General features: G+C 66.3%; 26 protein-coding genes. 4 read left to right on the top strand and 22 right to left on the bottom strand.

Annotated features, from left to right (window positions below; all coding sequences use genetic code 11):
• Positions 1 to 16: 16 nt before the first annotated feature.
• Genes meaB through mutA form a run of 3 tightly spaced genes read right to left on the bottom strand, consistent with a single transcriptional unit; the run spans position 17 to position 5213 of the window.
• Positions 17 to 1027 (bottom strand): methylmalonyl Co-A mutase-associated GTPase MeaB, encoded by a 1011-nt coding sequence (meaB, locus tag H7J73_RS12500; RefSeq protein WP_264067692.1) that lies wholly within the window; start codon positions 1025 to 1027, stop codon positions 17 to 19.
• Positions 1027 to 3306, bottom strand: a complete 2280-nt coding sequence (gene scpA, locus H7J73_RS12505) for a methylmalonyl-CoA mutase (protein ID WP_264067693.1) — start codon at positions 3304 to 3306, stop codon at positions 1027 to 1029. Before scpA ends, meaB begins: the two co-directional genes overlap by 1 nt.
• Positions 3307 to 3311: 5 nt before the next feature.
• On the bottom strand, positions 3312 to 5213 hold the full coding sequence (gene mutA / locus H7J73_RS12510) for a methylmalonyl-CoA mutase small subunit (protein ID WP_435405475.1): 1902 nt from the start codon (positions 5211 to 5213) through the stop codon (positions 3312 to 3314).
• Positions 5214 to 5373: 160 nt separating this feature from the next.
• Between mutA and H7J73_RS12515 the strand changes: the two genes are divergently transcribed.
• Positions 5374 to 6108: a TVP38/TMEM64 family protein gene (locus H7J73_RS12515; RefSeq protein ID WP_264067696.1), complete on the top strand. Its 735-nt coding sequence runs from the start codon at positions 5374 to 5376 to the stop codon at positions 6106 to 6108.
• 18 nt (positions 6109 to 6126) lie between these two features.
• Here the strand turns inward: H7J73_RS12515 and H7J73_RS12520 are convergent, their stop codons facing one another.
• Together H7J73_RS12520 and H7J73_RS12525 are read right to left on the bottom strand one after the other, a co-directional pair.
• Complete coding sequence (locus H7J73_RS12520) at positions 6127 to 7335, bottom strand: SPFH domain-containing protein (RefSeq protein WP_264067697.1); 1209 nt, start codon at positions 7333 to 7335, stop codon at positions 6127 to 6129.
• Between the two features lie 18 nt (positions 7336 to 7353).
• Complete coding sequence (locus H7J73_RS12525; protein ID WP_264067698.1) at positions 7354 to 7788, bottom strand: NfeD family protein; 435 nt, start codon at positions 7786 to 7788, stop codon at positions 7354 to 7356.
• A gap of 73 nt (positions 7789 to 7861) precedes the next feature.
• On the opposite strand from H7J73_RS12525, the gene H7J73_RS12530 reads away from it, so the two are divergent.
• Positions 7862 to 8725 (top strand): Rv1486c family protein, encoded by an 864-nt coding sequence (locus H7J73_RS12530; RefSeq protein ID WP_264067699.1) that lies wholly within the window; start codon positions 7862 to 7864, stop codon positions 8723 to 8725.
• Here the strand turns inward: H7J73_RS12530 and H7J73_RS12535 are convergent.
• From H7J73_RS12535 to H7J73_RS12575, 9 genes are all read right to left on the bottom strand, one after another.
• Positions 8691 to 9758: a ferrochelatase gene (locus H7J73_RS12535; RefSeq protein WP_264067700.1), complete on the bottom strand. Its 1068-nt coding sequence runs from the start codon at positions 9756 to 9758 to the stop codon at positions 8691 to 8693. The two genes, H7J73_RS12530 and H7J73_RS12535, sit on opposite strands and share 35 nt — an antisense overlap.
• A complete protein-coding gene (gene inhA / locus H7J73_RS12540; protein ID WP_264067701.1) occupies positions 9758 to 10567 on the bottom strand; it encodes an NADH-dependent enoyl-ACP reductase InhA in 810 nt (269 codons plus the stop codon). Before inhA ends, H7J73_RS12535 begins: the two co-directional genes overlap by 1 nt.
• Positions 10568 to 10597: 30 nt before the next feature.
• Positions 10598 to 11362, bottom strand: a complete 765-nt coding sequence (fabG1, locus tag H7J73_RS12545; protein ID WP_264067702.1) for a 3-oxoacyl-ACP reductase FabG1 — start codon at positions 11360 to 11362, stop codon at positions 10598 to 10600.
• 104 nt (positions 11363 to 11466) lie between these two features.
• Positions 11467 to 12474 carry a VWA domain-containing protein gene (locus H7J73_RS12550; RefSeq protein WP_264067703.1) on the bottom strand — a complete coding sequence of 336 codons (1008 nt, stop codon included), beginning with the start codon at positions 12472 to 12474 and terminating at the stop codon, positions 11467 to 11469.
• A 42-nt stretch (positions 12475 to 12516) separates the two neighbouring features.
• Positions 12517 to 13452, bottom strand: a complete 936-nt coding sequence (locus H7J73_RS12555) for a DUF58 domain-containing protein (protein WP_264067704.1) — start codon at positions 13450 to 13452, stop codon at positions 12517 to 12519.
• Positions 13449 to 14630, bottom strand: a complete 1182-nt coding sequence (gene moxR1 / locus H7J73_RS12560) for a chaperone MoxR1 (RefSeq protein WP_264067705.1) — start codon at positions 14628 to 14630, stop codon at positions 13449 to 13451. Before moxR1 ends, H7J73_RS12555 begins: the two co-directional genes overlap by 4 nt.
• 162 nt (positions 14631 to 14792) lie before the next feature.
• Positions 14793 to 15491 carry an NlpC/P60 family peptidoglycan endopeptidase RipB gene (ripB, locus tag H7J73_RS12565; protein ID WP_264067706.1) on the bottom strand — a complete coding sequence of 233 codons (699 nt, stop codon included), beginning with the start codon at positions 15489 to 15491 and terminating at the stop codon, positions 14793 to 14795.
• A gap of 14 nt (positions 15492 to 15505) precedes the next feature.
• The gene (ripA, locus tag H7J73_RS12570) at positions 15506 to 16906 is read right to left on the bottom strand and encodes an NlpC/P60 family peptidoglycan endopeptidase RipA (protein ID WP_264067707.1); all 1401 of its coding nucleotides are present in this window, start codon (positions 16904 to 16906) and stop codon (positions 15506 to 15508) included.
• A 207-nt stretch (positions 16907 to 17113) separates the two neighbouring features.
• Positions 17114 to 17647: an Rv1476 family membrane protein gene (locus tag H7J73_RS12575; RefSeq protein WP_264067708.1), complete on the bottom strand. Its 534-nt coding sequence runs from the start codon at positions 17645 to 17647 to the stop codon at positions 17114 to 17116.
• Between the two features lie 215 nt (positions 17648 to 17862).
• On the opposite strand from H7J73_RS12575, the gene acnA reads away from it, so the two are divergent.
• On the top strand, positions 17863 to 20682 hold the full coding sequence (acnA, locus tag H7J73_RS12580) for an aconitate hydratase AcnA (protein ID WP_264067709.1): 2820 nt from the start codon (positions 17863 to 17865) through the stop codon (positions 20680 to 20682).
• 3 nt (positions 20683 to 20685) lie between these two features.
• Positions 20686 to 21249 carry a TetR/AcrR family transcriptional regulator gene (locus H7J73_RS12585; protein WP_264067711.1) on the top strand — a complete coding sequence of 188 codons (564 nt, stop codon included), beginning with the start codon at positions 20686 to 20688 and terminating at the stop codon, positions 21247 to 21249.
• Positions 21250 to 21262: 13 nt separating this feature from the next.
• Here the strand turns inward: H7J73_RS12585 and H7J73_RS12590 are convergent, their stop codons facing one another.
• The 8 genes from H7J73_RS12590 to sufU form a co-directional block, all read right to left on the bottom strand.
• Positions 21263 to 21454: a helix-turn-helix domain-containing protein gene (locus H7J73_RS12590; RefSeq protein ID WP_264067713.1), complete on the bottom strand. Its 192-nt coding sequence runs from the start codon at positions 21452 to 21454 to the stop codon at positions 21263 to 21265.
• A 97-nt stretch (positions 21455 to 21551) separates the two neighbouring features.
• Positions 21552 to 23180 (bottom strand): ABC-F family ATP-binding cassette domain-containing protein, encoded by a 1629-nt coding sequence (locus H7J73_RS12595; RefSeq protein WP_264067714.1) that lies wholly within the window; start codon positions 23178 to 23180, stop codon positions 21552 to 21554.
• 66 nt (positions 23181 to 23246) lie between these two features.
• Positions 23247 to 24074: an enoyl-CoA hydratase gene (locus H7J73_RS12600; RefSeq protein ID WP_264067716.1), complete on the bottom strand. Its 828-nt coding sequence runs from the start codon at positions 24072 to 24074 to the stop codon at positions 23247 to 23249.
• Positions 24075 to 24116: 42 nt separating this feature from the next.
• Positions 24117 to 24482 (bottom strand): thioredoxin, encoded by a 366-nt coding sequence (gene trxA / locus H7J73_RS12605; protein WP_264067717.1) that lies wholly within the window; start codon positions 24480 to 24482, stop codon positions 24117 to 24119.
• 73 nt (positions 24483 to 24555) lie between these two features.
• The gene (locus H7J73_RS12610; protein WP_264067718.1) at positions 24556 to 25179 is read right to left on the bottom strand and encodes a hypothetical protein; all 624 of its coding nucleotides are present in this window, start codon (positions 25177 to 25179) and stop codon (positions 24556 to 24558) included.
• A gap of 13 nt (positions 25180 to 25192) precedes the next feature.
• On the bottom strand, positions 25193 to 25654 hold the full coding sequence (locus H7J73_RS12615) for an intersectin-EH binding protein Ibp1 (protein WP_264067719.1): 462 nt from the start codon (positions 25652 to 25654) through the stop codon (positions 25193 to 25195).
• A 27-nt stretch (positions 25655 to 25681) separates the two neighbouring features.
• A complete protein-coding gene (locus H7J73_RS12620; RefSeq protein ID WP_264067721.1) occupies positions 25682 to 26023 on the bottom strand; it encodes a metal-sulfur cluster assembly factor in 342 nt (113 codons plus the stop codon).
• Complete coding sequence (gene sufU / locus H7J73_RS12625) at positions 26004 to 26471, bottom strand: Fe-S cluster assembly sulfur transfer protein SufU (RefSeq protein WP_264067722.1); 468 nt, start codon at positions 26469 to 26471, stop codon at positions 26004 to 26006. Before sufU ends, H7J73_RS12620 begins: the two co-directional genes overlap by 20 nt.
• Positions 26472 to 26475: the final 4 nt, after the last annotated feature.

Consider the following 26475-nt stretch of genomic DNA (forward strand, 5'->3'; position numbering starts at 1 on the left):
CGATTTGTTAAGAGACCTAGTGAGAGGCCGCATCGAGTATTTGCTGAGCTGCGAGCGCCGGGGTCAGTTCGCCGTCGCGGACCCGGCGTTCGACATCGCTACGAATTTTTTTCACGTCGGGGTGTGTCAACACCCGATCGAGGACGCTGTCACGGACCATCGACCACGTCCAGTCCACCTGCTGCGCGCGCCGACGGGCGACGAACTCGCCGGCCTCGGTCAACACGCGCCGGTGCTCCAGCACGGTGTCCCATACCTCCGTCACACCGACGCCCTCAAGCGCGCTCATGGTGAGTACAGGCGGCCGCCACAGCACTTCGCGCGGATAGATCAACCGAATCGCCCCGGACAGTTCACGTGCGGCTTTCGCGGCCTCGGTCGTATGCGCGCCGTCGGCCTTGTTGACGACGATGACATCCGCCAGCTCCAGGACGCCCTTCTTTATGCCCTGTAACTGATCGCCGGTCCTGGCCAAGGTGAGGAACACGAATGTGTCCACCATGTTGGCCACGGTCACCTCGGACTGCCCGACACCGACTGTCTCGACGAGGATCACATCGAAGCCGGCGGCCTCGAGCAGCACCATCGTCTCGCGCGTCGCCCGCGCCACCCCTCCGAGGGTGCCTGACGTCGGCGCCGGACGGATGTAGGCGTCCGGGTGGACCGCCAGTCGGGCCATCCGCGTCTTGTCCCCCAGTATCGATCCGCCGGTGCGGGTCGAGGACGGATCCACCGCGACGACCGCCACCCGGTGCCCCTGCTCGATCAGGTGCATCCCGAGTGCCTCGATCGAGGTCGACTTACCCACCCCCGGCACCCCGGTGATACCGACGTGCATGGCGCTGCCCACCTTGGAATCGGACTGGGACATCAACTCGAGCAGCAGCTCCTGGGCCTTCTCCCGATGGTCGGCCCGGGTCGACTCGACCAGCGTGATGGCGCGGGCCAACGCCGAACGGTCACCGCGGCGGATGGCCGCGGCCAGTTCGGTGACGGATCGCTGTGTGTCTTTGCCCGGGTCGGCCATCAGCCGAGGTCGTACCCTAACCGCGCGGCGAGCTCGTTCAGCAGACCGATCGCGGCGTCGGCGATGACGGTTCCCGGCGGGAAGATCGCAGCCGCTCCCGCTGCGTAGAGCTCGTCGAAGTCACCCGGAGGTATGACGCCACCGACCACCACCATGATGTCTGGCCGGCCCACCTCGGCCAGCGCGTCGCGCAGCGCCGGCACCAATGTCAGATGTCCGGCCGCCAACGAGGACACCCCGACGACGTGCACGTCGTTGTCAGCGGCTTGTCTAGCCACCTCGTCAGGCGTCGAGAACAGCGAACCGACATCGACGTCGAACCCGATGTCGGCGAAGGCCGTGGCGATCACCTTCTGGCCGCGATCGTGCCCGTCCTGGCCCATCTTGGCGACCAGGATGCGGGGCCGGCGCCCGTCGGCCTCCGCGAACTTCTCGACCAATTCCGTTGCCGCTTCTATTTTCTCCACGTTTTTGCCCGCCCCCACCTCGTCTCGGTAGACGCCGGAGATGGTCCGGATCTCGGCCTGGTGACGTCCGTACACCCGCTCAAGAGCATCCGAGATCTCGCCCACGGTGGCGCTGGCTCGGGCTGCGTTGATCGCCAGAGCCAGCAGGTTGTTAGCCAGCCCGTCGTCGCCGGCCACACCGTGTTCACCTGCGGCCCTGGACAATTCGGCCAATGCAGCCTGGACGGCGGACTCGTCGCGATCGGCTCTCAACTGGGCCAGCTTGGCGAGCTGCTCGGACCGCACCCGACTGTTCTCGACCTTGAGGACCTCTATCTCGTGGTCCTCGGCGACCTGGTACTTGTTGACGCCGATCACCGGCTGGGCACCGGAGTCAATCCTGGCCTGGGTGCGGGCCGCCGCTTCTTCGATGCGCAGTTTCGGGATGCCCGCGTCGATGGCCTGGGCCATTCCCCCGTGTTCGGCCACCTCCGTGATGTGCGCCCGCGCCCGCGCGGCCAGTTGGTGGGTGAGCCACTCCACGTAATACGAACCACCCCATGGGTCGATCGGCCGCGTGGTGCCGGATTCCTGCTGCAACAGCAGCTGGGTGTTGCGGGCGATGCGCGCGGAGAAATCGGTGGGCAGCGCCAGAGCCTCGTCCAGAGCGTTGGTGTGCAACGACTGGGTATGCCCTTGAGTCGCTGCCATCGCCTCGATACAGGTGCGGGCGACGTTGTTGAACGGGTCCTGCGCGGTCAGTGACCAGCCGGAGGTCTGCGAATGGGTGCGCAAGGACAACGATTTCGAACTCTTCGGATCGAACTGCGCCACCAGTTCGCTCCACAGCAACCGGCCGGCCCGCAGCTTGGCGACCTCCATGAAAAAATTCATGCCGATACCCCAGAAGAACGACAACCGCGGGGCGAATTTGTCGATCGACAGCCCGGCGGCCAGACCGGCCTTGATGTACTCGACACCGTCGGCCAAGGTGTAAGCGAGCTCCAGATCGGCTGTCGCACCGGCTTCCTGGATGTGGTAGCCGGAGATCGAGATGGAGTTGAACTTCGGCATCTTCGTGCTGGTGTAACCGAAGATGTCCGAGATGATCCGCATCGACGGTTTCGGTGGATAGATGTAGGTGTTTCGGACCATGAACTCTTTGAGGATGTCGTTCTGGATGGTCCCCATCAGCTTCTCCGGGGGCACACCCTGCTCCTCGGCCGCCACCACATAGAGCGCCAGCACGGGTAGCACCGCGCCATTCATCGTCATCGACACCGATACCGTCGACAGGTCGATACCGTCGAACAGCTGCCGCATGTCGAGGATGGAATCGATGGCGACACCGGCCATCCCGACATCGCCGGCCACCCGCGGGTGATCCGAGTCGTAGCCGCGGTGGGTGGCCAGGTCGAAGGCGACCGACAGGCCCTTCTGGCCGGCGGCCAGATTTCGGCGGTAGAACGCATTCGATTCCGCGGCGGTGGAGAACCCGGCGTACTGCCGGATGGTCCACGGCTGGTTGACGTACATCGTCGGATAGGGCCCGCGGATGAACGGAGGCTCACCCGGGAAGCTGTCCAGCGGGTAGCCGTCGGCGACGGCGGCGTCCCGGTCAGCCGCGATGTATACGGGCTTGACGTCGATACCTTCCGGTGTCGCCCAGTCGAATTGCTCGGCTGCGTAGCCGTGTTTCGACGCCGCCTCGGCGACCTGCGCCGCGACCGCCTCGGCGGTGGCCGGAGCGGGCGACGTCTCGCCGTACAACGGGATCTCGGCGAAACTGCCGATCTCCCCCGCCGACTGGCCGGTGACCTCATGAACCGTCATTGTGCTCAGGCCCCCAATCTGGTGAGCAGGGTCGAAAGGACTTCGACCGCATCGATTTTCGCGGTCAGGAAATCGTCTGGGCGATGAGCTGCCCCGGTGACCGCCTTCTCGGGTCCGGCCAGGTACACATGCTCCACCATCGCGATATGCGCAGCCTCCACGACGGCCGAGGCTTCGGTCCCGTAGCGAGCGTCGGTGCCGCAGATCACCGCGACAGACGGCGAGCCTGCGTCCGTGACGGCGGCGGCGACACCGTCGGCGTCCAGCGGGCCGGGGTTGACGGTCTCGATACCACCGGAGGCCATCAGGTTGGCGGCGAACGTGGTGCGGATGTTGTGCTCGGCGAGCGGCCCCAACGGCAACAGCAGCACCCGGGGCCGAGCGCCGGTCAGCGCCAGAAAAGCATCCGAACGATTACGAAGCTCCTCGAAACCGGCCGCGTAGCGGGCCACTGCAGGCAACGAATCAGTCTGCGGCAGTGGAGCTTCGGCGAGATTCGGATATTCGTTGACGCCAGTGACCGCGGTGCGCCGATGCGCGATGTCACTGCGCCGCGCCCCGGCGACATCGGCGATCCGGTCGGTGACGAAACCGCCGGCCGCCGAGAATCCGCCGCGTCCCTCGATCTCCTGGAAATGCGCCCACGCCTGCTCCGCGAGCTGCGCGGTCAGGTCTTCGACGAACCACGAGCCGGCACCCGGATCCCGAACCCGGCCCAGGTGGGATTCCTCCAGCAGCAGCAGCTGGGTGTTTCGGGCGATCCGGCGGGAGAACGTGGCCGCGACACCGGGTGCACCCCCGGGGATCGCGATGTCGAACGGATGGACCAGCACCGTGTCGGCGCCACCGACGCCGGCACCGAACGCCGCCAGCGTGCAGCGCAGCATGTTCACCCAGGGATCGCGCTGTGCCATCATCGCCAGCGAGCTGACCGCGTGCACCGGTGCCGCACCGGCCTCGGGTACCCCGAGCACCTCGGCGACGCGCGCCCACAGTTGGCGCGCGGCCCGCAGTTTCGCGATCGTCATGAACTGGTCGTCGTCGACGGCGAAACGAAAACTGATCTGCCGCAAGCTATCCGCTGTTCCGATGCCGGCGGAGGCGAGTGTGCGCACATAATCGACGCCGGCCGCGACAGCTCCGGCCAGCTCCCACGACGCGTTGGCGCCGAGGTTGTGCAGCGCGGGACCGTCGACCGTGATCGCCCGTATCCCGCCCTGGTATTCCGTGAGCCCAGCCGCCACGCTGAGCACATCCGCCACCGACGGCGCCGGCGCACCGCTGAGCGCGGCGGTCAGCGGGTCGCCACCGAGATCGATCGACAACGTCGCCCGTCGGTCGCCGTCCAGGCCGGCGATCACCGCGGTGACAGCGTCCGCGGCCGCGACGAAATCCGCGCCCGCATCGACGATCACCGGGACCAACTCCACGAACACGCCTTCGAGGAGGCGGTCCACCTCACCGACCGGCACGCCGCCCTCGACTTCCGGGTTACCGACCCGCAACACCAGCGCGCTCACCCCGTCCGCGAGTGCCGAGAGCACGCTGGCGTTACCCTCGCCCGCCCCCTGACCCGGCAACGGGAACGCCTCGGCCACCTTCCAGCCCGCCAACACATCCCTGGTCGCGTCCCCACCGCGGGTGAACGGCCAGGTGCCGGGCAACGGTGCCTCGGGCCGGGTATCCAGCCTCGTGTAGAGGGGACGCACCGGAAAACCCTCATAGGTGGCGGTGTCGAGCAGCCGCTCTGGTTCGGCAGGCAGCTCGGAGACCTCGCGTCGCATGCTCTTGGCCAACACCCCGGCCACACCCTCGCGCCATCGGGCGAGCGCCGACTGCAGATCGACTGAATCAGCGGGCACGATCGAGGCCTCTGGGGACACCGGCAGCTCCTGTTTTCGCGGCATTCGGGGACGCGCTTCGCGATGTGGCCCCCCACTCGTCCATCAGGCTAAATGATGGGGATCACCCGCGATGAGGCGACCGTCGCCCATCGTCGGCGCGGCACGGCGGCCGGACGCGGCGGTGCACGGAGTTGTTCACGGTGAACACGTAGTGTTATCGGCCGTGGCTAGGACTTTTACCCGCAGTCTGCGCACGGCGGGTGCTGTCGTTGCCGCAAGCGCGCGGCAGATACCGCGATGGCGCATCATCGTCGCTTCGACCGCGACTGTGATCCTCGTCGCAGTGGCCCTTCTGGTGCCGTTGCCGACCGCCGTCCAACTGCGCGACTGGGCCACCTCACTGGGCCCGTGGTTCCCGCTGGCGTTCCTGGCGGCTCACGTCGTCGTCACCGTGTTCCCCTTCCCGCGGACCGCGTTCACGCTGGCCGCCGGGCTGCTGTTCGGCAGCGTCAACGGAGTGCTGATCGCGGTGACTGCCAGCACGCTGAGCGCCGTCGCCGCCCTGCTGCTGGTACGCGCCGCCGGGTGGCAGTTGTCCAAGCTGGTGCACCACCCGGCGATCGACTCCCTGGACGCCCGGCTGCGTCAGCGGGGCTGGCTGGCGATCGTGTCGATGCGGCTGATCCCGGCGGTGCCGTTCTCCGCGATCAATTACGCAGCCGGCGCCTCGTCGGTGCGCGTACTGCCGTACACCGCCTCGACGCTGGTCGGGTTGCTGCCCGGCACCGCGGCGGTGGTCATCCTCGGCGACGCGTTCACCGGCAATGTCAGCCCGATGCTGGTCCTGGTGTCGCTGTGCACCGCCAGCGTCGGCGTCGTGGGACTCCTCTACGAGGTGCGCACCCACCGACGTCTCCAGCAGGCCAGCACCGCTCCGGAACCGGCTGTCACCAGCTGACCCGACGGCCGGCGACATTCACGAGCCGCTGTGCCGCCCTGGGCCTTCCGGGTAATCCGAGGGCGGCACCTGCTGCTGAGTCAACGGCGGGTACTCGCGGGATGGATTGACGGCCAGCGGCGGTACCGGTTCCCGCGCGTCCGCCTCGGCCTTGGCCACGGCCTGGACGATCTCCGGATCGGTGGCCGTCGAGAACCACTCGGCGACCTCGTCGCTGTCATCCTCCGGTTTGGGCAGGTCGGTGTCGATCGGCGACGGCGTATAGCGGAACACGCCGTCCTCACCCGGGGCGCCCAGCATCTTCGTGAAACCCTGCAGAGCCGAACCGAAATCGCTCGGGACCACCCAGACCTTGTTGGCCTCACCCTTGGCCATCAACGGCAAGGTCTGCAGGTACTGGTAGGCGAGCAGCTCCGGAGTCGGCCGACCCGCCTTGATCGCCGCGAACGTCTTCTCGATGGCCTTGGCGGTGCCCTGTGCGTTCAGGTAGGCCGAGGCCCGCTCGCCACGGGCGCGCAAGATCCGAGACTGCCGGTCGGCCTCGGCGGCCAGGATCGCAGCCTGCTTGGCGCCCTCGGCGGCGAGGATCTGGGCCTGCTTCTGGCCCTCGGCCTGGGTGATCGACGACTGGCGCACACCCTCGGCAGTCAGGATCATCGCGCGCTTTTCACGGTCGGCCTTCATCTGCTTTTCCATCGACTCCTGCACCGACGGCGGCGGATCGATCGACCGCAGCTCGACCCGCGCCACCCGCAGACCCCACCGGCCGGTGGCTTCGTCGAGGACACCGCGCAACTGGCCGTTGATCTGGTCACGCGAGGTCAACGTCTGCTCCAGGGTCATGCCGCCGACCACGTTGCGCAGAGTGGTGGTGGTCAGCTGCTCGACGCCGACGATGTAGTTGCTGATCTGATACACCGCGGCCTGGGGGTTGGTCACCTGGAAATACACGACGGTGTCGATGTTGAGCGTCAGGTTGTCCTCGGTGATGACCGGCTGCGGAGGAAACGACACCACCCGCTCGCGCAGGTCCACCCTGGCCCGGATCTTGTCGATGAACGGGATCAGCAGCGTCAGCTGCCCCGACACCGTCTTGCTGTAGCGACCGAGCCGCTCCACGACCGCGGCCTCGGCCTGCGGGATCAGCGCCACCGACTTGGCCACCACGATCACGGCGAAAATCACCAGCACTGCCAGTAGAACTAAACCGGCGACTGCTCCATCCATCTCGGGTTTCCTCCCCTGTTATGCGTCTTTCCAGACGACGGCGGTCGCCCCGTCGATGTGCATGACGGTCACCTGATCTCCGGGCTGGTAGACATCGTGGTCGTTCAACGGCCTCGCCGTCCAGACTTCGCCCTCGAGCTTCACCTGGCCGTGGTGCTGGGTGACCTGGTCGAGCACCAGCGCTTTTTTGCCTTCGAGTGCCTCGATGCCGGTTTCGAGCGCTGTGGCCGATGTCAGCCGGCGGCGCAGCGATGGCCGGACCAACGCGAGTAGAAGTAGCGACACCACGAGAAAGACCGCGCCGTCGACCCACAGCGGACCGTCGAAAATGGCGCTGCTGCCCGCCGCGGCCAGCGCACCGCCACCGAGCATGAGCAGAAACATGTCGCCGGTCAGGGCCTCGGCACCCGCCAGCCCAACGGCGACGATGAACCAGATCAGAGCCGCGGGCATAAACCAGGGTATCGCGCCGCGCAGCCTGCGCGGCCCGCTCTATCGGTCGCGAACTATTACACTTCCTCACATCATGTGGTGCCCAAGTGTTTCGCTGTCGGTGTGGGCCAACGCCTGGCTCGCTGGTCAGGCCGCGCCCGACGACGTCCTTGACGCGTTATCTCAATGGGCGCCAAGGCATTCGGTGACCGCTTATGACTCGGTCGCGGCCGATTGCACGGGGCTGCCGTGGCCTGATGTGACCGATGCCGGAGCCGTGTCGCTGCTCCAGACGCTCCGCACCGCAACCGGTTCCCGGTCGATGTCCGAACCGACCATCAGGATCGCGCTGCCGATCCCCGGTGACGTGCGCGGGTTGCCTGCGGGTACCGCGTTCCAGCGCGACGCCATCGCCGCCGGCGAAGCCCTGGTCGTCGTTCCGGAGCGCGGCACACCGATCGGCATCGTGCCCGAATTCCAGTACGAAGACGGTGAGGACGACGATCCGGACTTCGATATGTCGCCGGAGCTGTTCGGGCTGTCGTGGACCGCTTACTCGCTCTCCCACGCGCCAGTCCCGGAGCACGCCGATCTGGGTGAAGCCGAATACGCGCTGCGGTCGGCGGTCCGGTCGGCGGCCGACGCGCTGACCGCGCTGCGGGCGGGTGGTTCGGGTATCGACGTCGACGACCCGCGCGGAATGGTGGAGCAGGTGCTGGAATCCGCCCGACTGCACCAGGCCCCCGAGCATTCCCCGGAACGAGCGCTTCGGGTCCTGGAGAACGCCGCGCATGTGGACGCCATCATCACCGTCAGCGCCGGACTGATGCCGATCGGCCATCAGTCCTCGTCGGAGATGCAGATCGCCAGTGACGCGCTAAGGCCGCTGTCGGGCGTCGTGCGTTCGGCGCGCTTGGCTGCCGTCAGTGCGATCCTGCACTCGGCCTGGCGGCGGTAGCCGGCGGCGTGCACGCGGGAGTGCAGTATGCCCCGTCGATGCTGTTGCCGTAGCCCGGAACCGGTTCGGTTCCAATGACTCTGGCCGGAGAACTTCCTTCCGCCAGCTCGCCGATCAGGTCGAGAACCAGTTGCGCGAACCGCGGTTGGGCATTCGGAGTTGACGCCCGCGCGAAGGCGACACCGGCGGCTTGCGCCTGCACCGCCAGCTCGTCATCGAGGTCCCATACCACCTCGATGTGGTCGGCGACGAATCCCACCGGGCACACGATGACGGCCTTGGTGCCGCGCTCGGTCAGCAACGCGAGGTGGTCGGCCACATCGGGTTCCAACCACGGCACCTGCGGAGGACCCGATCGGGATTGCCATACCTGGTCGTAGTCGGGATACCCCGCGGCCGCCGCGATCAGGGCCGAGGAGTAGCCCACCTGGCGTTCGTACAGATCTGGACCGCACCGCGACGCTGCCCGCAGCGGGATCGAATGCGCGGTGAATACCAACCGGGCGCCCGCGCGCAGATCCTCGGGCAGAGTAAGCGCCGCGTCGGCGATCGCATCAGCGAACATCGAGACCAGCAGCGGGTGATCGAAGTACTGCCGCAGCTTAACCAACTCCGGTGCAGCACCATGCTTTTCGATGACCGAACGACGGGCCCGGGTGATGTCCTCCTGGTACTGCGCGCATCCCGAGTAGCCGCCCCAGGCTGATGTCGAGAACACCGCGGCCCGGCGGATACCGTCGGCGCGCATCTGCGCGACTGTGTCCTCGACGTAGGGGTCCCAGTTGCGGTTGCCGAAGTACACCGGAAGAACCGTGCCGCGCGCAGCCATCTCCACGCCGATCTGTTCGATCAGTGCGCGGTTGATCCCGTTGATCGGTGACACCCCACCGAAATGCAGGTAGTGCTGGGCCACTTCGTCGAGCCGCTCCGGCGGGATATTGCGCCCGCGGGTGACATTCTCCAAAAACGGCCGCACCTGCTCGGGCCCTTCCGGACCACCGAAGGACAGGAGCAGGACTGCATCGAAGTCCATCAGAGCAGCTGGGTGCTGGCGCCACCGTCGGCGTAGATGATCGTGCCGGTGGTGGCGGGTAGCCAATCGGACATCAAGGCACACACCGTCTTTGCCACCGGGGTTGGGTCCTTCATGTTCCAGCCGAGCGGCGCCCGCTGATCCCAGCCATCTTCGAGCAGCTTCATCTGATCGCCGGCCTCGGCGCCGAGCGCGCCACCCACGATGGCGCTCATCGCCAACGTCCGGATCGGGCCTGCGGCAACGAGATTCGACCGAACGCCGACCTGGCCGGCCTCACGCGCGACGAACCGGTTGACCGATTCCAGCGCGCTCTTGGCCACCGTCATCCAGTTGTAGGCAGGCATGGCGCGGGTCGGATCGAAGTCCATGCCCACGATGCCGCCGCCGGGGTTCATGATCGGCAGCACGGCCTTGGCCAGGGACGCATACGAATAGGCCGAGATGTGGATACCCTTGGCGACGTCCTCGTACGGGGCGTCGAAGAAGGGGTTGACGCCCATCCCGGTCTGCGGCATGAAGCCGATCGAGTGGACCACGCCGTCGAGCCTGTTGCCCTCACCGATCACCTCGGCGACGCGACCAGCCAGGCTGTCGAGATGCTCGGAGTTCTGCACGTCGAGCTCCAACAACGGAGCCGGATTCGGAAGTCTGTCGGCGATGCGCTGAATCAGCTTCATCCGGTCGAACCCAGTCAGCACCAGCTCGGCGCCCGCCTCCTGCGCAACCTTCGCGATGTGGAACGCGATCGAGGAGTCGGTGATGATCCCCGTGACGAGGATGCGCTTGCCTTCGAGAAACCCTGCCATATCAGTCCTTAACTCGTTGTAAAGAAAGTTCTAGTGGCCCATGCCCATGCCGCCGTCGACCGGGATCACCGCACCGGCGATATAGCTGGCATCCTCGGACGCCAGGAAGCTGACGGCCCCGGCGACCTCCTCGGCGGTGCCGACCCGCTTGGCCGGGATGAAATCCAAGGCCCCCGCCTGAATCCGCTCGTCCAGGGCGCGGGTCATCTCGGTGTCGATGTAGCCGGGTGCCACCACGTTCGCGGTGACGTTGGCCTTGGCCAGCTCACGGGAGATCGAGCGGGCCATGCCGATCAGCCCGGCCTTGGCGGCGGCGTAGTTGGCCTGGTTGCCGATACCCCAGGTGCCGGAAACCGAGCCGATGAAGATGATGCGCCCGAACCGCTTGCGCTGCATGCTCCGTGAGGCCCGCTGCGCCACCCGGAACGCACCGGTGAGGTTGGCGTTGATGACGTTCTCGAACCTCTCCTCGGTCATCCGCATCAGGAACGCGTCCTGGGAGATCCCGGCGTTGGACACCAGCACCTCGACGGGGCCCTGGTGCTCCTCGACCTCGGTGAAGGCGCGGTCGACGGCCGCGTTGTCGGTGACGTCACACTCCACCCCGAACAGGCCATCGGGGGCACCCGAACCGCGATGGGTGACGGCGACCTTGTGCCCGTCGGCGGCCAGGCGCTGGGCTATGGCCAGGCCTATCCCCCGGTTTCCACCGGTGACCAGCACTGATCGGGAAACGAATGACGGTTTACCGCCCTGAGACAGGCCGGCGGCGTCGGTGACAGCGGAGTCGGTCATATCCGTCAACCTATCGTTTCGGCGCGAGCAGACACAAAATCCCGCTTTCCCCGGCGATTTCGGGTCAGTTTGCGTCTGCTCGCGGGGATGCCCGCATCGGCCGTCTAGCCGGGCAGCCGCCGGTTGATCAGCAGCGCCGACAGCGCCGCGAGGGCCAGGACCAGCGCGCCGAGGCGCAGCCAACCCACACTCGCATCGCCCTTGATGGTCTCGTAGCCGATCTGCTGCTGCAGCGAGGTGAACACCTGCTTGAGCTGCTCCAGACTCGACGCGGTGTAGGCGTCACCGCCGGACAGCTGGGCTATCTTCTTCAGCATCTCGTCGTCGACAGGAACCGGCTGCCGCTGGTCGTTGATCTCGACGTAGCCGTACGGGGTACCGAAGGACACCGTCGAGATCGGCACGCCCTGGTCTTTGGCGGTGCGGGCAGCGGTGTAGGCACCCTTGGGGTTGTCCGGGTTGGACGGCACCGTCTCCTTGCCGTCGGACATCAGCACGATGCGGGCCGGCGGCGGCGCGTCCCCTCCGCCGATGACGGCGCCAACGGTCGCGATGGCCTGCAGCGCGGTGAAGATGCCTTCACCGGTGGCGGTCCGGTCGGCGAGCTGCAGCTTGTCGATCGCGAGCTTGGTGGCGTCACGGTTGGTGGTCGGCGACACCAGCACGGTGGCGGTGCCCGCGTAGGCGATCAGGCCGAGGTTGATACCGGGGGTCAGCTGATCGGCGAACTGTTTGGCGGCTTCCTGCGCGGCCGCCAGTCGACTCGGTGCCACGTCGGTGGCGCGCATGGACTGCGAGACGTCGATGACCAGCATCACCACCGCGCGGTTACGCGGAATCCGGACGTCGTTGGTGGGCCCGGCCATCGCGATGGTCAGCAGCGTCAGCGCGGCGATCAGCAGAATCGCCGGGAGGTGGCGCCATTTCGCCGGCCGCTTCGGGGCGACGCTTTCCAGCAGCTCCATATTCGCGAAGCGCAGCACGCGCCGGCTCCTGGCCCGCTGCACTACCAGGTAGAGCACGACCAGCCCGGCGATCACCACGAAGAACAGCAGGAACCACAGGTGTTCGAAACCGGACAACGAGAGCGGTCCGAGCAGCGGCAATGTCATGAAAAGAGGCCTGTCATTCCTGTCATGGGCGGGGCGCCGGCGTCATGCCAGGGCCCCGCGGCGGCGGGACGCCACGAAGCGGACGATGTCAGCGATCCAGTCACGGTCGGTGCGCAACGTCAGGATGGGCGCGTTGCAGCGCCGGAAGGTCCGGGCCACCTCGGCGCGGTGTGCCGAGGCCGCTTTGCCGAAGTCGTCGCGCAGCTGGGCGTCGATGGTGAACTCGCGGGTGACCCCGGACTCGGTGTCCTGCAGGATCACGTCGCCGACGTCGGGCAGCTCGACATCACGAGGATCGAGCACCTCGATGCCGAGCACCTCGTGGCGGGCGGCGATGGCCCGCAGGGACCGCATCCACGTGATGGGGCCGAGGAAGTCGCTGATCACCACTGCCATTCCGCGCCGGCGTTCGGGCCTGCGCAGCGCATCGATAGCGGCATTGAGATCCCCACGGACACCCGGTGCGGCCTTCGGCATGGTCGCGATGGTCCGCAGCATCGACTGCTCATGCTGCCGACCGGACAGCGCGGGCACCCGGGTGATCGTGTCGCCGTTGGCGATGATCGCGCCGAGCCGGTTGCCGCCGCCGCTGTTCAGATAGGTGATGGCCGCCGCGGCCGCCACCGCCAGATCGCGTTTTTCGCAGTTGGCGGTGCCGAAATCCAGGCTGGCGGACATGTCGACCACCAGCCAGGTCTCCAGCTCCCGATCGGCGATCATCTGCCGCACGTGCGGCACCTGGGTACGCGCCGTGACCGACCAGTCCATCCGGCGTACGTCGTCGCCGGGCTGGTAGATCCGCGAATCTCCTGGCTCGGACCCTGGACCGGGGATCAGCCCGAGGTGATCACCGTGCAGGACACCGTCGAGCTTGCGCTTGATGGTGAGCTCCAGCGTCCGCAGCGCCGCCGACAGCTTCGGGTCGCCGATCTCGCCGCGCTGGAACGATGGCGGCGCGACGGTGTGCGGATCGCTCACCGACCGCCAGCCGGTACGGACGCCGGCTGCGCAGGTGCGCCGGGTATCACCGGGGGCACTGAATGCCCTTGCTGCGACACAGCATTCACCTGCGGCAATGCGACCGTCTGCAGGATCCGGTTGATCACCGTCTCGGCGGCGATATCGTCGGCCAGCGCGTCGTAGGTCAGGACCAGGCGGTGCCGCAGCACGTCCGGGATGACCTCGATGACGTCCTGCGGGATGACGTAGTCGCGCCCGCGCACCAGCGCCAGGGCCCGGGCGGCGGCGACCACACCGAGCGACGCACGCGGGGACGCACCGAACGCGATCCACGCCTTGACGTCGGGCAGGCCGAACTGCTCGGGCTGGCGGGTGGCGGTGATGACGCGCACGACATAGTCGACCAGCGCGTGGTGCACGAAGTTGTTGGCCGCCAGATCTTGCAGGCGCAGCAGATCGCCCGGGTTCAAGATCTGCTTGGGCTCCGGCGGCGTCACGCCCATCCGGTAGATGATCTCGCGCTCTTCTTCCGGCGTCGGGTAGTCGACGTTGATCTTGAAGAGGAAGCGGTCGCGCTGAGCTTCCGGCAGCGGGTAGACGCCCTCGTTCTCGATCGGGTTCTGCGTGGCCATCACGAGGAACGGCTTGGGCAGCGGGTAGGTCTTTCCGCCGATCGAGATCTTGCGCTCGGCCATCACCTCGAGCAGTGCCGATTGCACCTTCGCGGGGGCACGGTTGATCTCGTCGGCGAGCAGGAAGTTGACCACCACCGGGCCGAGTTCGATGTCGAACTCCTCCTTGCCCTGGCGGTAGATCCGGGTCCCGATGATATCGGTGGGCACCAGGTCGGGGGTGAACTGAATGCGCGCGAATGTGCCGCCGACGACCTTGGCGAACGTCTCGACGGCCAGGGTCTTGGCCACACCGGGGACGCCTTCCAGGAGCACGTGCCCCTTGGCGAGCAGACCGACCAAGATGCGCTCGACCAGCTGGTCCTGACCGACGATGATGCGCTTGACCTCGAAGATCGCCCGCTCAAGAGTGTGCACCTCGGCGGCGAGTCCGTTCGCGCCGCCAGCCTGCGGGGGCGGCCCCTGGGGGCCTGAAGGCACAGGAGCACCCGTTGACGGCGGGGCCGCGTGCGCGCCGGGCGCACCCCCCGGCGTGTAGTTGGGCGACCCACCTGGTGACGTCATCGACAATCCTCCACAGCTGTTCAAACTCGACAGGGCAGCGACCTGCCCGACTCAACTATTCCAGGCACTCCGGGATCCGTCGACGTCCCGGTACCCGTGGCGGCAGTTTGCTCAGCCCGCTCTCAGGCGCGCGGGAGCCGGTCCATCCATGAAACGGTGTAGTCAGGACTCGATGATGCGCGCCAGGTACGGCGACATACCAGCGGTACGGACCGGGCTGACGGCGACCTGTCCCTTCGCCGAGGACGCCTCCAGCATCTGCCCGTTACCGAGATAGATGGTGACGTGCTGGCTGCCGCCGGGACCGTAGAAGATCAGGTCGCCGCGCTTGGCCTGAGACGGCGGAATGTGCCTGCCGGTGTTGTATTGGTCGCCGGAGTATTTGGGGATCAGCACCCCGACACCGGCGAAAGCGAAACGGGTGAAACCGGAGCAGTCGTAGCCGATCTTGCCGGCGTCCTGCTCGACCCCGGGCCCCGGCCCAGTGGGAGTGCCGCCTCCCCATGAATACGGCACTCCCATCTGGGACGCTCCCCGGCGGATCACGTACTCGATCGCCGCCGGGCCGCGGACCCGGCCTGGCGCCACCGATTCGGGGGCGCCACCGATCCCGAGGCTGGACAAGAAGCTTCGGCCCAGGTTCATCGTCGCCTGAGTGGCCTGCGCGGTGGCGGCCAGCGACGCGTTGGCGATGGCCAGTGGATCCCCCGGCGCCCCTGCACTGAGCAGCTTGGGAAGCGTCGGATCCCACCCACCGGCGTCGGGGTCGGCCGACGCCGGTATCGCAAGACCTACCAATAGCCCGATCGCCACCAACAATGTCCCGATCGGACGTAGGTAACGAAAAAGCTCACGGCGCATAGATACTCAACCCATCAGTATTCGATGTAGCGGACGACGTACGGGGTCATGCCACTGGTACGGACCGGCGAGATCTTCACGTTCGAGCCGGTGTAGGGAGCCTCGAGCATCTGACCCTGCCCGAGATACAAGGTGACGTGCTGGCTGCCGCCGGGTCCGTAGAAGATGACATCGCCGCGGCGCATCTGCGACGACGGAATCTGGCGTCCCATGTTGTACTGCGAACCCGAGTAGTGCGGCAGTTTGATGCCGACCCCCGCGAAGGCGTAGAGGATCAGCCCTGAGCAGTCGAAACCCACTGTGCCCGAACCGGAGTCGATTCCGTTGCTGGGCCCGGCCGCGGTCCCACCGCCCCAGGAGTAGGGCACACCCATCTGGGACATCGCGCGCTTGATCACATATTCCGAAGCCTGCTGACCGTAGACCCGCGGAATCGCGCCATTGTTGATGCCGGTGGAGTCGGGCGCGAGGATGCCCAGCTTCTGCAGGAACTTCTTGCCCATATCGGCGGTGGCCTGGGCAGAGGTCGACCCGATCTGCAGGATCGCATTGACGATCGCGATCGGATCACCGGAGACGAAGGCGCTGGGCACCATCGGCAGCGTGGTGTCCCACTGGCTCACATCGCCGTAGGGCACCGAAGCAGCCGGAGCGGCGTTGTGATCCCAGTCTCCTGCCTGCGCGGCGCCGGGTGTCGCTGCGGGCGCCGCCGGCCGCGCGGCCGGCGATATCCCGGTCGGAGCCGAGAACTGCCGCGCGGCATCGAGTTTCGCCTGTGCGGACGCGCGTTCGGCGGCGAGCTTGTCGATCTGCGCCTTCTGGTCGGCGAATGTCTGCTGCGAGGCCGCCAGCGTCGCGACGGCACTGTCCTGGCTCGACTGCGCGTCATTGGCAGCCTGGTCGGCCTTCTGCTTGGCCAGTCGCGCCATCGACTCCTTGTTCACCTGCTCGGTCCTGGCGCGCTGGAGGTCGGCCATCACCTGACCGGAGCTGGCGGCCAGGGTCTGCCCGGCGGTGGCCGTCGCGATCATGTCTTCGGGGTTCGTCGCGCCGAGCAAGGCGCCGGAAGGCCCGTTGACGTACGTGGCCGCCGCGAAGGTGTCGAAGCGCCGTTGGGCGTCGGCGATAGCCGCGTTGGTGTCCTTGACGGCCTGCTCGCTGGCGTCGAGATCCTGCTGCGCGGTCGCCGCGTTATCGCGTGCGGTCTGGACGTCGACCAGAGCCTTGTTGACGCTTTCCTGCTGCGACTGCACGGCCGCACCGATGTCTTGCAGCTTCTGGTTGGCATTGGCTACGTCGGCGATCAACGCGGCCAGTGCAGGCGGACCCGAATCCGGTTCTGCCACAGCCAATCCGGGCGTGCTCAACAGCAGCGCGAGGGTCAGCAAGGGAGATGCCCCGTGCACGCGTCTCATTCGACTCTCGTCTCCTATGGCTCAACTCAACCGGGCGGTGCCAGCGCCCAGCGGTCACTGGAGGCACAACTGCAACATTAGGCACCGTTTGCACCGTACGTCACAACTGACGCTAAAGAAACATCAGTCACAAATTACAGATATGTAATTAAAATGAACGTGACCTAATAGTGACCTTTTGAATTTGCCGAATGGTCGGCGAGAGTGTCAGTTATCGCTGGTAGGAGCGATTTCGACGGACTGGTGGGATTGCTTGCCCTTGACCTGGAGAAAACGCGTCACGCCGATCGCGAGGAATACCGCGAGCGTCAGCACGATGGTGAATGCGGTATAGGGAAACACGCCCGTATGTAACTGACTAACGAAGTTCTCCGCCGACTGCACAGGGTTCCCGGTCTTGGCCAGATCCTCACCGGCCTCGAGCGTCGCCCGGTCGTACGTCGGACTGTACGAACCGGCGGCAGTCGGGCTCAGCACCAGGACGGTGGCATCGGGATTGGCCGCTCCGACCACGGTCGCGATATCGCGCAGCGGAGTGTCGATCGGCGGACTGTGATCGACCACGACGATCTTGAGGTCGATGCCCTCACGGTGCGCATCGGCGACGACCTGGAGAAGTCCGGGCTCGACAGCGGCGGGGGCGCTGACACCGTCGGATTTCACCTCCGCCTGGACGGCGTTGATGTCGACATCCTGCGGGATGTAGGCGGGCAGGAACGGAATGATCTGCGGCCCGGGCATGCGACCCCACTTCTCTCTTCGCTGACTGTGTTCGTCTTTTCAGCACACGCTGCCAGCACGGTACGCGACGGTCCGGGCGTCGGGTGGCAGCACTCGCCCTACGACGGAAGACTGGACTGGTGCAGACCCCGAATCGCCCCCGAAGTTTTGCAGGACAAGCGTACTGTTAGGCTTGGGGCCGATCGTGGACACAGCCCGTCTGCGAAGAAAACCAAATGCCGGGAGTTGATGTGACCAGCAAGAATTCCTTTGGAGCGCACGACACGCTCAAGGTCGGAGACAACAGCTACGAGATCTACCGCCTCGACGCGGTGCCCGGGGCCGAGAAGCTTCCCTACAGCCTGAAAGTCCTCGCCGAGAACCTCTTGCGCACCGAGGACGGCGCCAACATCACCAAGGATCACATCCAGGCGATCGCCAATTGGGATCCCAAGGCCGATCCGAGCATCGAGATCCAGTTCACCCCCGCCCGCGTGGTGATGCAGGACTTCACCGGGGTGCCGTGCATCGTCGACCTCGCCACCATGCGCGAAGCCGTCGGCGACCTGGGTGGTGACGCCGAGAAGGTCAACCCGCTGGCCCCTGCCGAACTCGTCATCGACCACTCCGTCATCGTCGATGTCTTCGGTAACGCGGGCGCCTTCGAGAAGAACGTCGAGATCGAATACGGCCGCAACGGCGAGCGCTACCAATTCCTGCGCTGGGGCCAGGGCGCCTTCGACGACTTCAAGGTGGTCCCGCCCGGCACCGGCATCGTGCACCAGGTCAATATCGAATACCTCGCGCACGTCACCATGACCCGCGACGGCGTCGCCTACCCGGACACCTGTGTGGGCACCGACAGCCATACCACCATGGTCAACGGTCTCGGTGTGCTCGGCTGGGGCGTCGGCGGCATCGAAGCCGAGGCCGCCATGCTCGGCCAGCCCGTCTCGATGCTCATCCCCCGCGTCGTCGGTTTCAAGCTGTCCGGCGAGATCAAGCCCGGCGTGACTGCGACCGACGTGGTCCTCACTGTCACCGAAATGCTGCGCAAGCATGGCGTGGTCGGCAAGTTCGTCGAGTTCTACGGCAAGGGCGTAGCGGAAGTGCCGCTGGCCAACCGGGCCACCCTGGGCAACATGAGCCCCGAATTCGGTTCCACCGCAGCGATCTTCCCGATCGATGACGTGACCGTCGACTACCTGCGCCTGACCGGCCGCAGCGAGGAGCAGCTCGCGCTGGTCGAGGCCTACGCCAAGGCCCAGGGCATGTGGCACGACGCCGACAAGGAGCCCGTCTTCTCCGAATACCTGGAACTCGACCTCGGCGACGTCGTGCCATCCATTGCCGGACCGAAGCGCCCGCAGGACCGGATCCTGCTCTCGGAGTCCAAAGTCGCGTTCCGCAAGGACATTCACAACTACGTCGAGGAAAACCACCCGACGCCCGAGACCAAGCTCGACGAGGCCGTCGACGAGTCATTCCCCGCCAGCGACTCGGTGTCGCTGTCCTTCGCCGACGCCGATTCTGTCGACGTTCAATCCGCCGCCAACGGCGCCGAGGGCAGGCCGTCCAAGCCTGTGAAGGTGCGCTCCGACGAGCAGGGCGAGTTCGTCCTGGACCATGGTGCCGTCGTCGTCGCGGCGATCACCTCCTGCACCAACACCTCCAACCCGTCGGTGATGCTCGGTGCCGCCCTGCTGGCCCGCAACGCCGTCGAGAAGGGGCTGACGTCCAAGCCGTGGGTCAAGACGTCGATGGCCCCAGGCTCTCAGGTGGTCAACGACTACTACGAGAAGGCCGGCGTCTGGCCGTATCTGGAGAAGCTGGGCTTCTTCCTGGTCGGCTACGGCTGCACCACCTGCATCGGCAACACCGGCCCGCTGCCGGACGCCATCTCCAAGGCCATCAACGAGCAAGACCTCACGGTCACCGCCGTGCTGTCGGGCAACCGTAACTTCGAGGGTCGTATCTCCCCCGACGTCAAGATGAACTACCTGGCGTCACCGCCACTGGTGATCGCCTATGCACTGGCCGGCACCATGGACTTCGACTTCGAAACCGAGCCGCTCGGCCAGGACAACGACGGTAACGACGTCTTCCTCAAGGACATCTGGCCGTCGTCGAAGGAGATCTCCGATGTGATCGCGTCGTCGATCAACCGGAAGATGTTCACCGACAGCTACGCGGATGTCTTCAAGGGCGACGAGCGCTGGCAGAACCTGCCGACCCCGGAGGGCAAGACCTTCGACTGGGACCCGAAGTCGACCTACGTGCGCAAGCCCCCGTACTTCGACGGCATGCCCGCCGAGCCCGCTCCGGTCACCAATATCACCGGCGCCAGAGTTCTTGCACTGCTTGGCGATTCGGTGACCACCGACCACATCTCACCAGCCGGCAACATCAAGCAGGGCACCCCGGCGGCGGAGTATCTCGAGGCCAACGGCGTCGCCAAGTTGGACTACAACTCCTACGGCTCACGCCGTGGCAACCACGAGGTGATGATCCGCGGCACGTTCGCGAACATCCGCCTCAAGAACCAGTTGCTCGACGACGTCTCCGGCGGCTACACCCGCGACTTCACCCAGGATGGCGGCCCGCAGGCCTTCATCTACGACGCCGCGCAGAACTATGCGGCACAAGGTATTCCGCTGGTGGTGCTGGGCGGTAAGGAGTATGGCTCCGGCTCCTCGCGCGACTGGGCGGCCAAGGGCACCAGCCTGCTCGGCGTGCGCGCGGTCATCACCGAGTCGTTCGAACGTATCCACCGCTCCAACTTGATCGGGATGGGCGTGGTCCCGCTGCAGTTCCCGGCCGGCGAGTCGGCGGCATCGCTGAAGCTCGACGGCACGGAGGTGTTCGACATCTCCGGCATCGACGCGCTCAACGAGGGCACGACGCCGAAGACCATGCACGTCACCGCCACCAAGGATGACGGCAGCAAGGTCGAATTCGATGCGGTGGTGCGCATCGACACTCCCGGCGAGGCGGATTACTACCGCAACGGCGGAATCCTGCAGTACGTGCTGCGCAACATGCTCAAGTCCGGCTAGCGGATGCCCAGGGTCAGCGAGGATCATCTGGCGGCGCGCCGCCGCCAGATCCTCGATGGCGCGCGGCGGTGCTTCGCCGAATATGGCTACGACAAGGCCACCGTGCGCCGGCTCGAGCAGACCATCGGTCTGTCGCGGGGAGCGATCTTCCATCACTTCCGCGACAAGGATTCGCTGTTTTTCGAGCTGGCGCGCGAAGATGCCGAGCGCATGGCCGATGTCGCCTCCCGGGAAGGCCTGATTCAGGTGATGCGGGACATGCTGGCCGCACCCGATCAGTTCGACTGGCTGGCCACCCGGCTGGAGATCGCGCGCAAGTTGCGCAACGACCCGGTCTTTCACCAGGGCTGGGCGGAGCGCTCGGCCGAACTGTCGGCGGCGACGACGGATCGATTGCGCCGGCAGAAACAGGCGGGCCGACTACGTGATGACGTGCCCGGCGATGTGCTGCAGTGCTACCTGGACCTCGTGCTCGACGGACTGGTCGCCAGGCTGGCCTCGGGTGAAGACGTGAAGCGGCTCAGCGGGGTGCTGGATCTGGTCGAGGCCTCGGTGCGACAGCGCTGACGCTGATGCAGCGCTAAGGCACGCGGCGGCGGTGGTTGGGGCCGCCACGCCCGCGCAGCGGTGTGCCCGATTCGATCAGCATGGAGTGGATCGATCCGTACGAACGTCCCGTCGACGCCACCAACGTGCGGATGCTGGCGCCCCCCTCGTAGGCGTTGCGGAGATCGTGCAGCAGTTGATCTCGCGCTGCATTGGGTTTCCTCAACTACGCCTCCCCGCGGTAACCGGCCCCCGAATCCGCTAAGCGTAGGAAACAGCACCCCGTGGCGTGACCGGAATCACGAGATCGCCTGTGGGAGTTGTCAGGCGAGTTCGATCAGTTCCCGGTATTCGTCCGACCAGTAGTCCTCGGTGCCATCGGGCAGCAGCACCACCCGTTGCGGCTCCAGAGCCTCGGCGGCCCCCGGATCGTGGGTCACCAGCACGACCGCGCCTTGGTAGCTGCGCAGAGCGTCGAGCACCTGCTCACGCGAGGCGGGGTCGAGGTTGTTGGTCGGCTCGTCCAACAGCAGCACGTTGGCGGTCGAGGCCACCAGACCGGCGAGCGCCAGCCTGGTCTTCTCGCCGCCGGACAGCGTGCCCGCGGGCTGGTCGAGCTGCGGGCCGGTGAACATGAATGCGCCGAGCAGACTGCGCAGTTCCTGTTCGCCGGTGTCGGGTGCCGCGTGCCGGATGTTCTCCCACACCGAGGCACCGCCGTCGATGGTGTCGTGTTCCTGGGCGAAGTAGCCCAGCTTAAGACCGTGCCCAGGTTCGATGGCGCCGGCGTCTGCCTTCTCCACTCCCGCCAGAATGCGCAACAGCGTGGTCTTACCCGCACCGTTGAGGCCGAGGACGACGACCCGCGATCCCTTGTCGATGGCCAGGTCGACACCGGTGAAGATCTCCAGCGAGCCGTAGTTCTTGGTCAGTCCCTTGGCCACCAGCGGCGTCCGCCCACACACCGCCGGGGTGGGGAACCGGATCTTGGCGACCTTGTCAGCGACCCGCTCATCGTCGAGCTCGGCGATCATGCGTTCGGCCCGTCGCAGCATATTCTGCGCTGCAACAGCTTTCGTGGCCTTGGCACCCATCTTGGCGGCCTGGGTGCGCAGCGCGGAGGCTTTCTTCTCGGCGTTGGCCCGCTCTCGGCGCCGACGCTGTTCGTCGGTGGCGCGGGCATCGAGATACTTCTGCCAGCCCATGTTGTAGACGTCGGCCTCACCGCGCACCGCGTCGAGGAACCACACCCGGTTGACGACGTCGGCGAGCAGCTCCACGTCGTGGCTGATCACCACCAGTCCCCCGGTGTGGTTCTGCAGGAAGGAGCGCAGCCAGCCGATCGAGTCGGCGTCGAGGTGGTTGGTCGGCTCGTCCAACAGCAGAGTCGTGTCAGAGCCGGAACCCGTGTCGCTGGCCGCGAACAGGATGCGGGCCAGTTCGACGCGCCGGCGCTGCCCTCCGGACAGCGTCCGCAACGGCTGCGTCAGGATCCGTTCGGGCAGACCGAGACTGGCGCAGATCCGGCCTGCCTCGCTTTCGGCGGCGTAGCCACCGAGTGCAGAGAAGCGCTCCTCCAGGACGCCGTACCGCCGTACCGCCTTGTCGCGGGTGGCGTCGTCGGCGACTTCGGCCATCAAGGCCTGTTGCTTTTCCAGTTCGGATAGCAGCGTGTCCAGGCCCCGCGCCGAGAGCACCCGGTCACGCGCCAGCATGTCGAGGTCACCTTCGCGCGGATCCTGTGGCAGGTAGCCGATCTCGCCGGTACGGTCGATCGCACCGGCATAGGGCTCACCTTCGCCGGCGAGGATTCGCATGGTGGTGGTCTTGCCTGCGCCGTTGCGCCCGACGAGCCCGATCCGGTCGCCCGGCTGAATCCGCAGCGCGGGTCCTTCAGCGGACAACAGGGTTCGCGCTCCAGCGCGGACCTCGAGGTCCGTTGCGGTGATCACGGTGACGCTCCTAGTGCTTTCTTGCGGGCGGCACCGCAAACACGGTGCTGCTATTTGTCGTCGGCTTTACTTCTCATCAGAGAAAGCCGGGGCTCGCTGCTCCGCGCGCGCCGCCACCGCTTCTTCAAAGTTCCGGGTGAGCAGGCGTACATAGAGTTGGCCCAGGCCTTCCGCCTGCATGTGCCCCTCCAGAGTAACGGCGTCCAGTCCACTCCACAGCGTGCGTTTGGTCAACTCGATACCCGGGCGGGAGAAACCGGCGATCCGCTCGGCCATGTCGTAACAGGTCGCCAGCAGCTCGTCGTCCGGGACCTGACGCGACACCAGGCCGATGCGCTCGGCCTCGACAGCGTCCACATCGCGGCCGGTCAACATCACTTCGAAAGCCCGCGACGTGCCGATGGCCCGCGGCAACAGGAAGCTCAGGCCCAGCTCGCTGGCCGTCAACCCGTTGTTGATCCCCGCGGCCCGGAAATAGGCCGCCGCACCGGCGACCCTGATATCGCAGGCCAGCGCCAGACACAGCCCGCCCCCGATCGCGGCCCCGTTGACCGCGGCGATCACCGGTTGGTGCAGTTTGCGCAGCGCCAGGATGACGTCGTCGAGCACCTCCATCGAGCGCAACGCGAAACTGGGCCTGGTCAGGCCGTCGACATGCGGGACGCTACCTGCCGACTTGTGGTCGGCACCCGAGGAGAACCCGCGCCCGGCGCCGGTGAGTACCACTGCGCGCACGTCGTTGTCGTAGGTGATCTCGTCGAGCACCCGCTTCAACGGGACCATGACATCGAACGCCATCGAGTTCATCCGCTCGGGGCGGTTCAGGGTGACCAACGCCACATGCGGGCGAGGGCGCTCGACAACGACAAACTCGGAACCGGATTCAGAGGTCACGGGACTGCACGCTATCGCGTGCGTCCCGCCCGCAGACGCCGCTTACTCGGGTTGGCTGGCCGATTCGGCCGCAATGGCGGCGTCGACGTCGAAATCTTTGACCTGCTGGATCAGATCTTCCAAGGCCGCCGGCGGAAGAGCGCCGGCCTGGTTGAACACCAGCTTGCCCTTCTTGAACGCCATCAGCGTCGGGATGGAGCGGATCTGCGCCGCGGAGGCGAGCTCCTGCTCCGCCTCGGTGTCCACCTTCACGTGTACCACGTCCGGATGCTTCTCCGACGAGGCGGCGAAGGTCGGGGCGAAGGAGCGACACGGACCGCACCACGACGCCCAGAAATCCACCAGCACGATGTCGTTGTCGTTGATGGTGTCGTTGAACTTGTCTGCGGTCAGGTCTTGAGTAGCCACGTTTCTCCTAACATTGGCGTCACTGTGAATGTTCCCAGCTACGACGCGGCCGCACCAGTCCAGTAGGTGCCCCTCACAGGTGGTTGCGGCCGCGCTCGAAGAAGTCGACGATGCTGTCCGTCAGATCCGTTTCCGATACGGCGAGATCCAGCGCCCGCGCGGCGCCGAACGGAGCATTCCAAAACTCACCGGACCGCGACTGCCAGGGGCTGACATAGGCATAGGCCCGCTCGTGGAACGAATCCCCGGGCGAAACACCGTAATTCACCTCGTCGACCACGACGGAGACATCGAAGTGCTCCGGCCAGAGCACCGGATGCTCGTCGGGCGCGAACGTCACCAACGCCTGACCGCCGGCATACAGACTGCGGTACACGTCGTTGGCGGCCGCGGCGTCGAGATCCAGCACGGCGTCGGCGGGCAATGGATCCACCACGGTGTAGACGCCTTCGGGTGGGCCGAACGCCAGCCCCGTCGCCTGCTCCAGCGCGGGCAGCGGACCCGACAGCGCGACGCGTCCCTCCGGCCAGGCGAAATCGGTGCCCTGGACTTCGACCGGCAGGGCGGTCCCGACGAAACCGGCGGGTCGGACCGCCAACCGGATCGTGCCCGTCGCCCGGAACTGCGGACCGGCGAGCAGGCTCTCGGCGATACCGCGAAGCTGCCTGCAGGTGGTGGTGTACGCGTCGATGGCCACGGTTCTCTGTCTACTAGGGACTCGCCGCCGGCGAAACGCCAGGACTCAAAGTCAGGTTCTGTCCGGTCGGCGGCCCCGCCGGCGTCTCCGGGGCGGTCGTGGCGGGGGCATCGCTCTGCCCCGACACCATCGCCGCCGGGTTGGGCGCGCTGACGGTGCTGGCACCAGAGCCCAACGATTCCTCGGCCAACCCGATGCACTCGTAGGAATTGTGTCCTGTGCACGGTACGCCGTCGACCTCTGGCGCACCGCCGAACACCGACGGCGTCAGCTCGATGATCGACGGCGAAAGCTCGGGGACGCACACCTCGGTGAAGAGGTCTTCAGACTCCCCCACCGGGCATTTGGCCGATATCGCCGTGACGGGTGCCATGACCGCCAGCGCACCCAATACGATCACCGTCACCGTCGCCGCGATACCGCTGAACAACAACACCTTGCGCACCGCCAAGGGAAAAGCCGTCAACGCCTGCACCCGCCCGATGATGTGAAAGCTGTTGTCTCAGACGGTAAACCCGAGGGCCCGCAGCTGTTCGCGGCCATCCTCGGTGATCTTGTCCGGGCCCCACGGTGGATTCCAGACCCAGTTGATCTTGATGTCGTTGACCAGGCCGGCACCTACCAAAGCGTTGCGCGACTGATCCTCGATCACATCAGTCAGCGGGCACGCCGCCGACGTCAGCGTCATATCGATCAACGCCACCTTGCCGGTGTCACCCTGCTCGATGCCCAGGCCGTAGACCAGGCCGAGATCGACCACGTTGATCCCCAGCTCGGGGTCGACGACATCGCGCATCGCCTCTTCGAGATCGGCGAGCGTCTCCTCATCCAGCTGTTCGCTCATCGTCCATCTCCTCAGTTGCCTCGGCCAGTGCGGCCTTGAACGCTGTCCAACCCAGCAGCGCGCATTTGACCCGCGCCGGATACTTCGACACCCCGGCGAAGGCGATACCGTCGCCGATCACGTCCTCGTCACCCTCGACGCTGCCGCGCGAGGAGATCATCTCCGTGAACGCCGCCACCGTCTCCAGGGCGGCGTCGACACTGCTCCCGATCACCTGGTCGGTGAGCACCGAGGTCGCGGCCTGACTGATCGAGCAGCCCTGCCCGTCATAGGAGATGTCGGTAACCGTCTCACCGTCGTCGGATAGCGCGACGCGCAGCGTGACTTCGTCACCGCAGGTCGGATTGACGTGATGGACCTCGGCGCCGAAAGGCTCACGCAGACCGCGATGATGCGGGTGCTTGTAGTGGTCCAGGATCACTTCCTGGTACATCTGTTCCATTCTCACGGCG

It is taken from the genome of Mycolicibacterium komossense, assembly GCF_025822605.1.
Classification (GTDB): domain Bacteria; phylum Actinomycetota; class Actinomycetes; order Mycobacteriales; family Mycobacteriaceae; genus Mycobacterium; species Mycobacterium komossense.

What these genes read in the sequence shown, in the direction of transcription:
- meaB (WP_264067692.1), bottom strand. Translation starts at nt 1,027, where the DNA reads ATGGCCGACCCGGGCAAAGACACACAGCGATCCGTCACCGAACTGGCC.
- scpA (WP_264067693.1), bottom strand. Translation starts at nt 3,306, where the DNA reads ATGACGGTTCATGAGGTCACCGGCCAGTCGGCGGGGGAGATCGGCAGT.
- mutA (WP_435405475.1), bottom strand. Translation starts at nt 5,213, where the DNA reads ATGCCGCGAAAACAGGAGCTGCCGGTGTCCCCAGAGGCCTCGATCGTG.
- H7J73_RS12520 (WP_264067697.1), bottom strand. Translation starts at nt 7,335, where the DNA reads ATGGATGGAGCAGTCGCCGGTTTAGTTCTACTGGCAGTGCTGGTGATT.
- H7J73_RS12525 (WP_264067698.1), bottom strand. Translation starts at nt 7,788, where the DNA reads ATGCCCGCGGCTCTGATCTGGTTCATCGTCGCCGTTGGGCTGGCGGGT.
- H7J73_RS12530 (WP_264067699.1), top strand. Translation starts at nt 7,862, where the DNA reads ATGTGGTGCCCAAGTGTTTCGCTGTCGGTGTGGGCCAACGCCTGGCTC.
- H7J73_RS12535 (WP_264067700.1), bottom strand. Translation starts at nt 9,758, where the DNA reads ATGGACTTCGATGCAGTCCTGCTCCTGTCCTTCGGTGGTCCGGAAGGG.
- inhA (WP_264067701.1), bottom strand. Translation starts at nt 10,567, where the DNA reads ATGGCAGGGTTTCTCGAAGGCAAGCGCATCCTCGTCACGGGGATCATC.
- fabG1 (WP_264067702.1), bottom strand. Translation starts at nt 11,362, where the DNA reads ATGACCGACTCCGCTGTCACCGACGCCGCCGGCCTGTCTCAGGGCGGT.
- H7J73_RS12550 (WP_264067703.1), bottom strand. Translation starts at nt 12,474, where the DNA reads ATGACATTGCCGCTGCTCGGACCGCTCTCGTTGTCCGGTTTCGAACAC.
- moxR1 (WP_264067705.1), bottom strand. Translation starts at nt 14,630, where the DNA reads ATGACGTCACCAGGTGGGTCGCCCAACTACACGCCGGGGGGTGCGCCC.
- ripB (WP_264067706.1), bottom strand. Translation starts at nt 15,491, where the DNA reads ATGCGCCGTGAGCTTTTTCGTTACCTACGTCCGATCGGGACATTGTTG.
- ripA (WP_264067707.1), bottom strand. Translation starts at nt 16,906, where the DNA reads ATGAGACGCGTGCACGGGGCATCTCCCTTGCTGACCCTCGCGCTGCTG.
- H7J73_RS12575 (WP_264067708.1), bottom strand. Translation starts at nt 17,647, where the DNA reads ATGCCCGGGCCGCAGATCATTCCGTTCCTGCCCGCCTACATCCCGCAG.
- acnA (WP_264067709.1), top strand. Translation starts at nt 17,863, where the DNA reads ATGCCGGGAGTTGATGTGACCAGCAAGAATTCCTTTGGAGCGCACGAC.
- H7J73_RS12585 (WP_264067711.1), top strand. Translation starts at nt 20,686, where the DNA reads ATGCCCAGGGTCAGCGAGGATCATCTGGCGGCGCGCCGCCGCCAGATC.
- H7J73_RS12620 (WP_264067721.1), bottom strand. Translation starts at nt 26,023, where the DNA reads ATGAGCGAACAGCTGGATGAGGAGACGCTCGCCGATCTCGAAGAGGCG.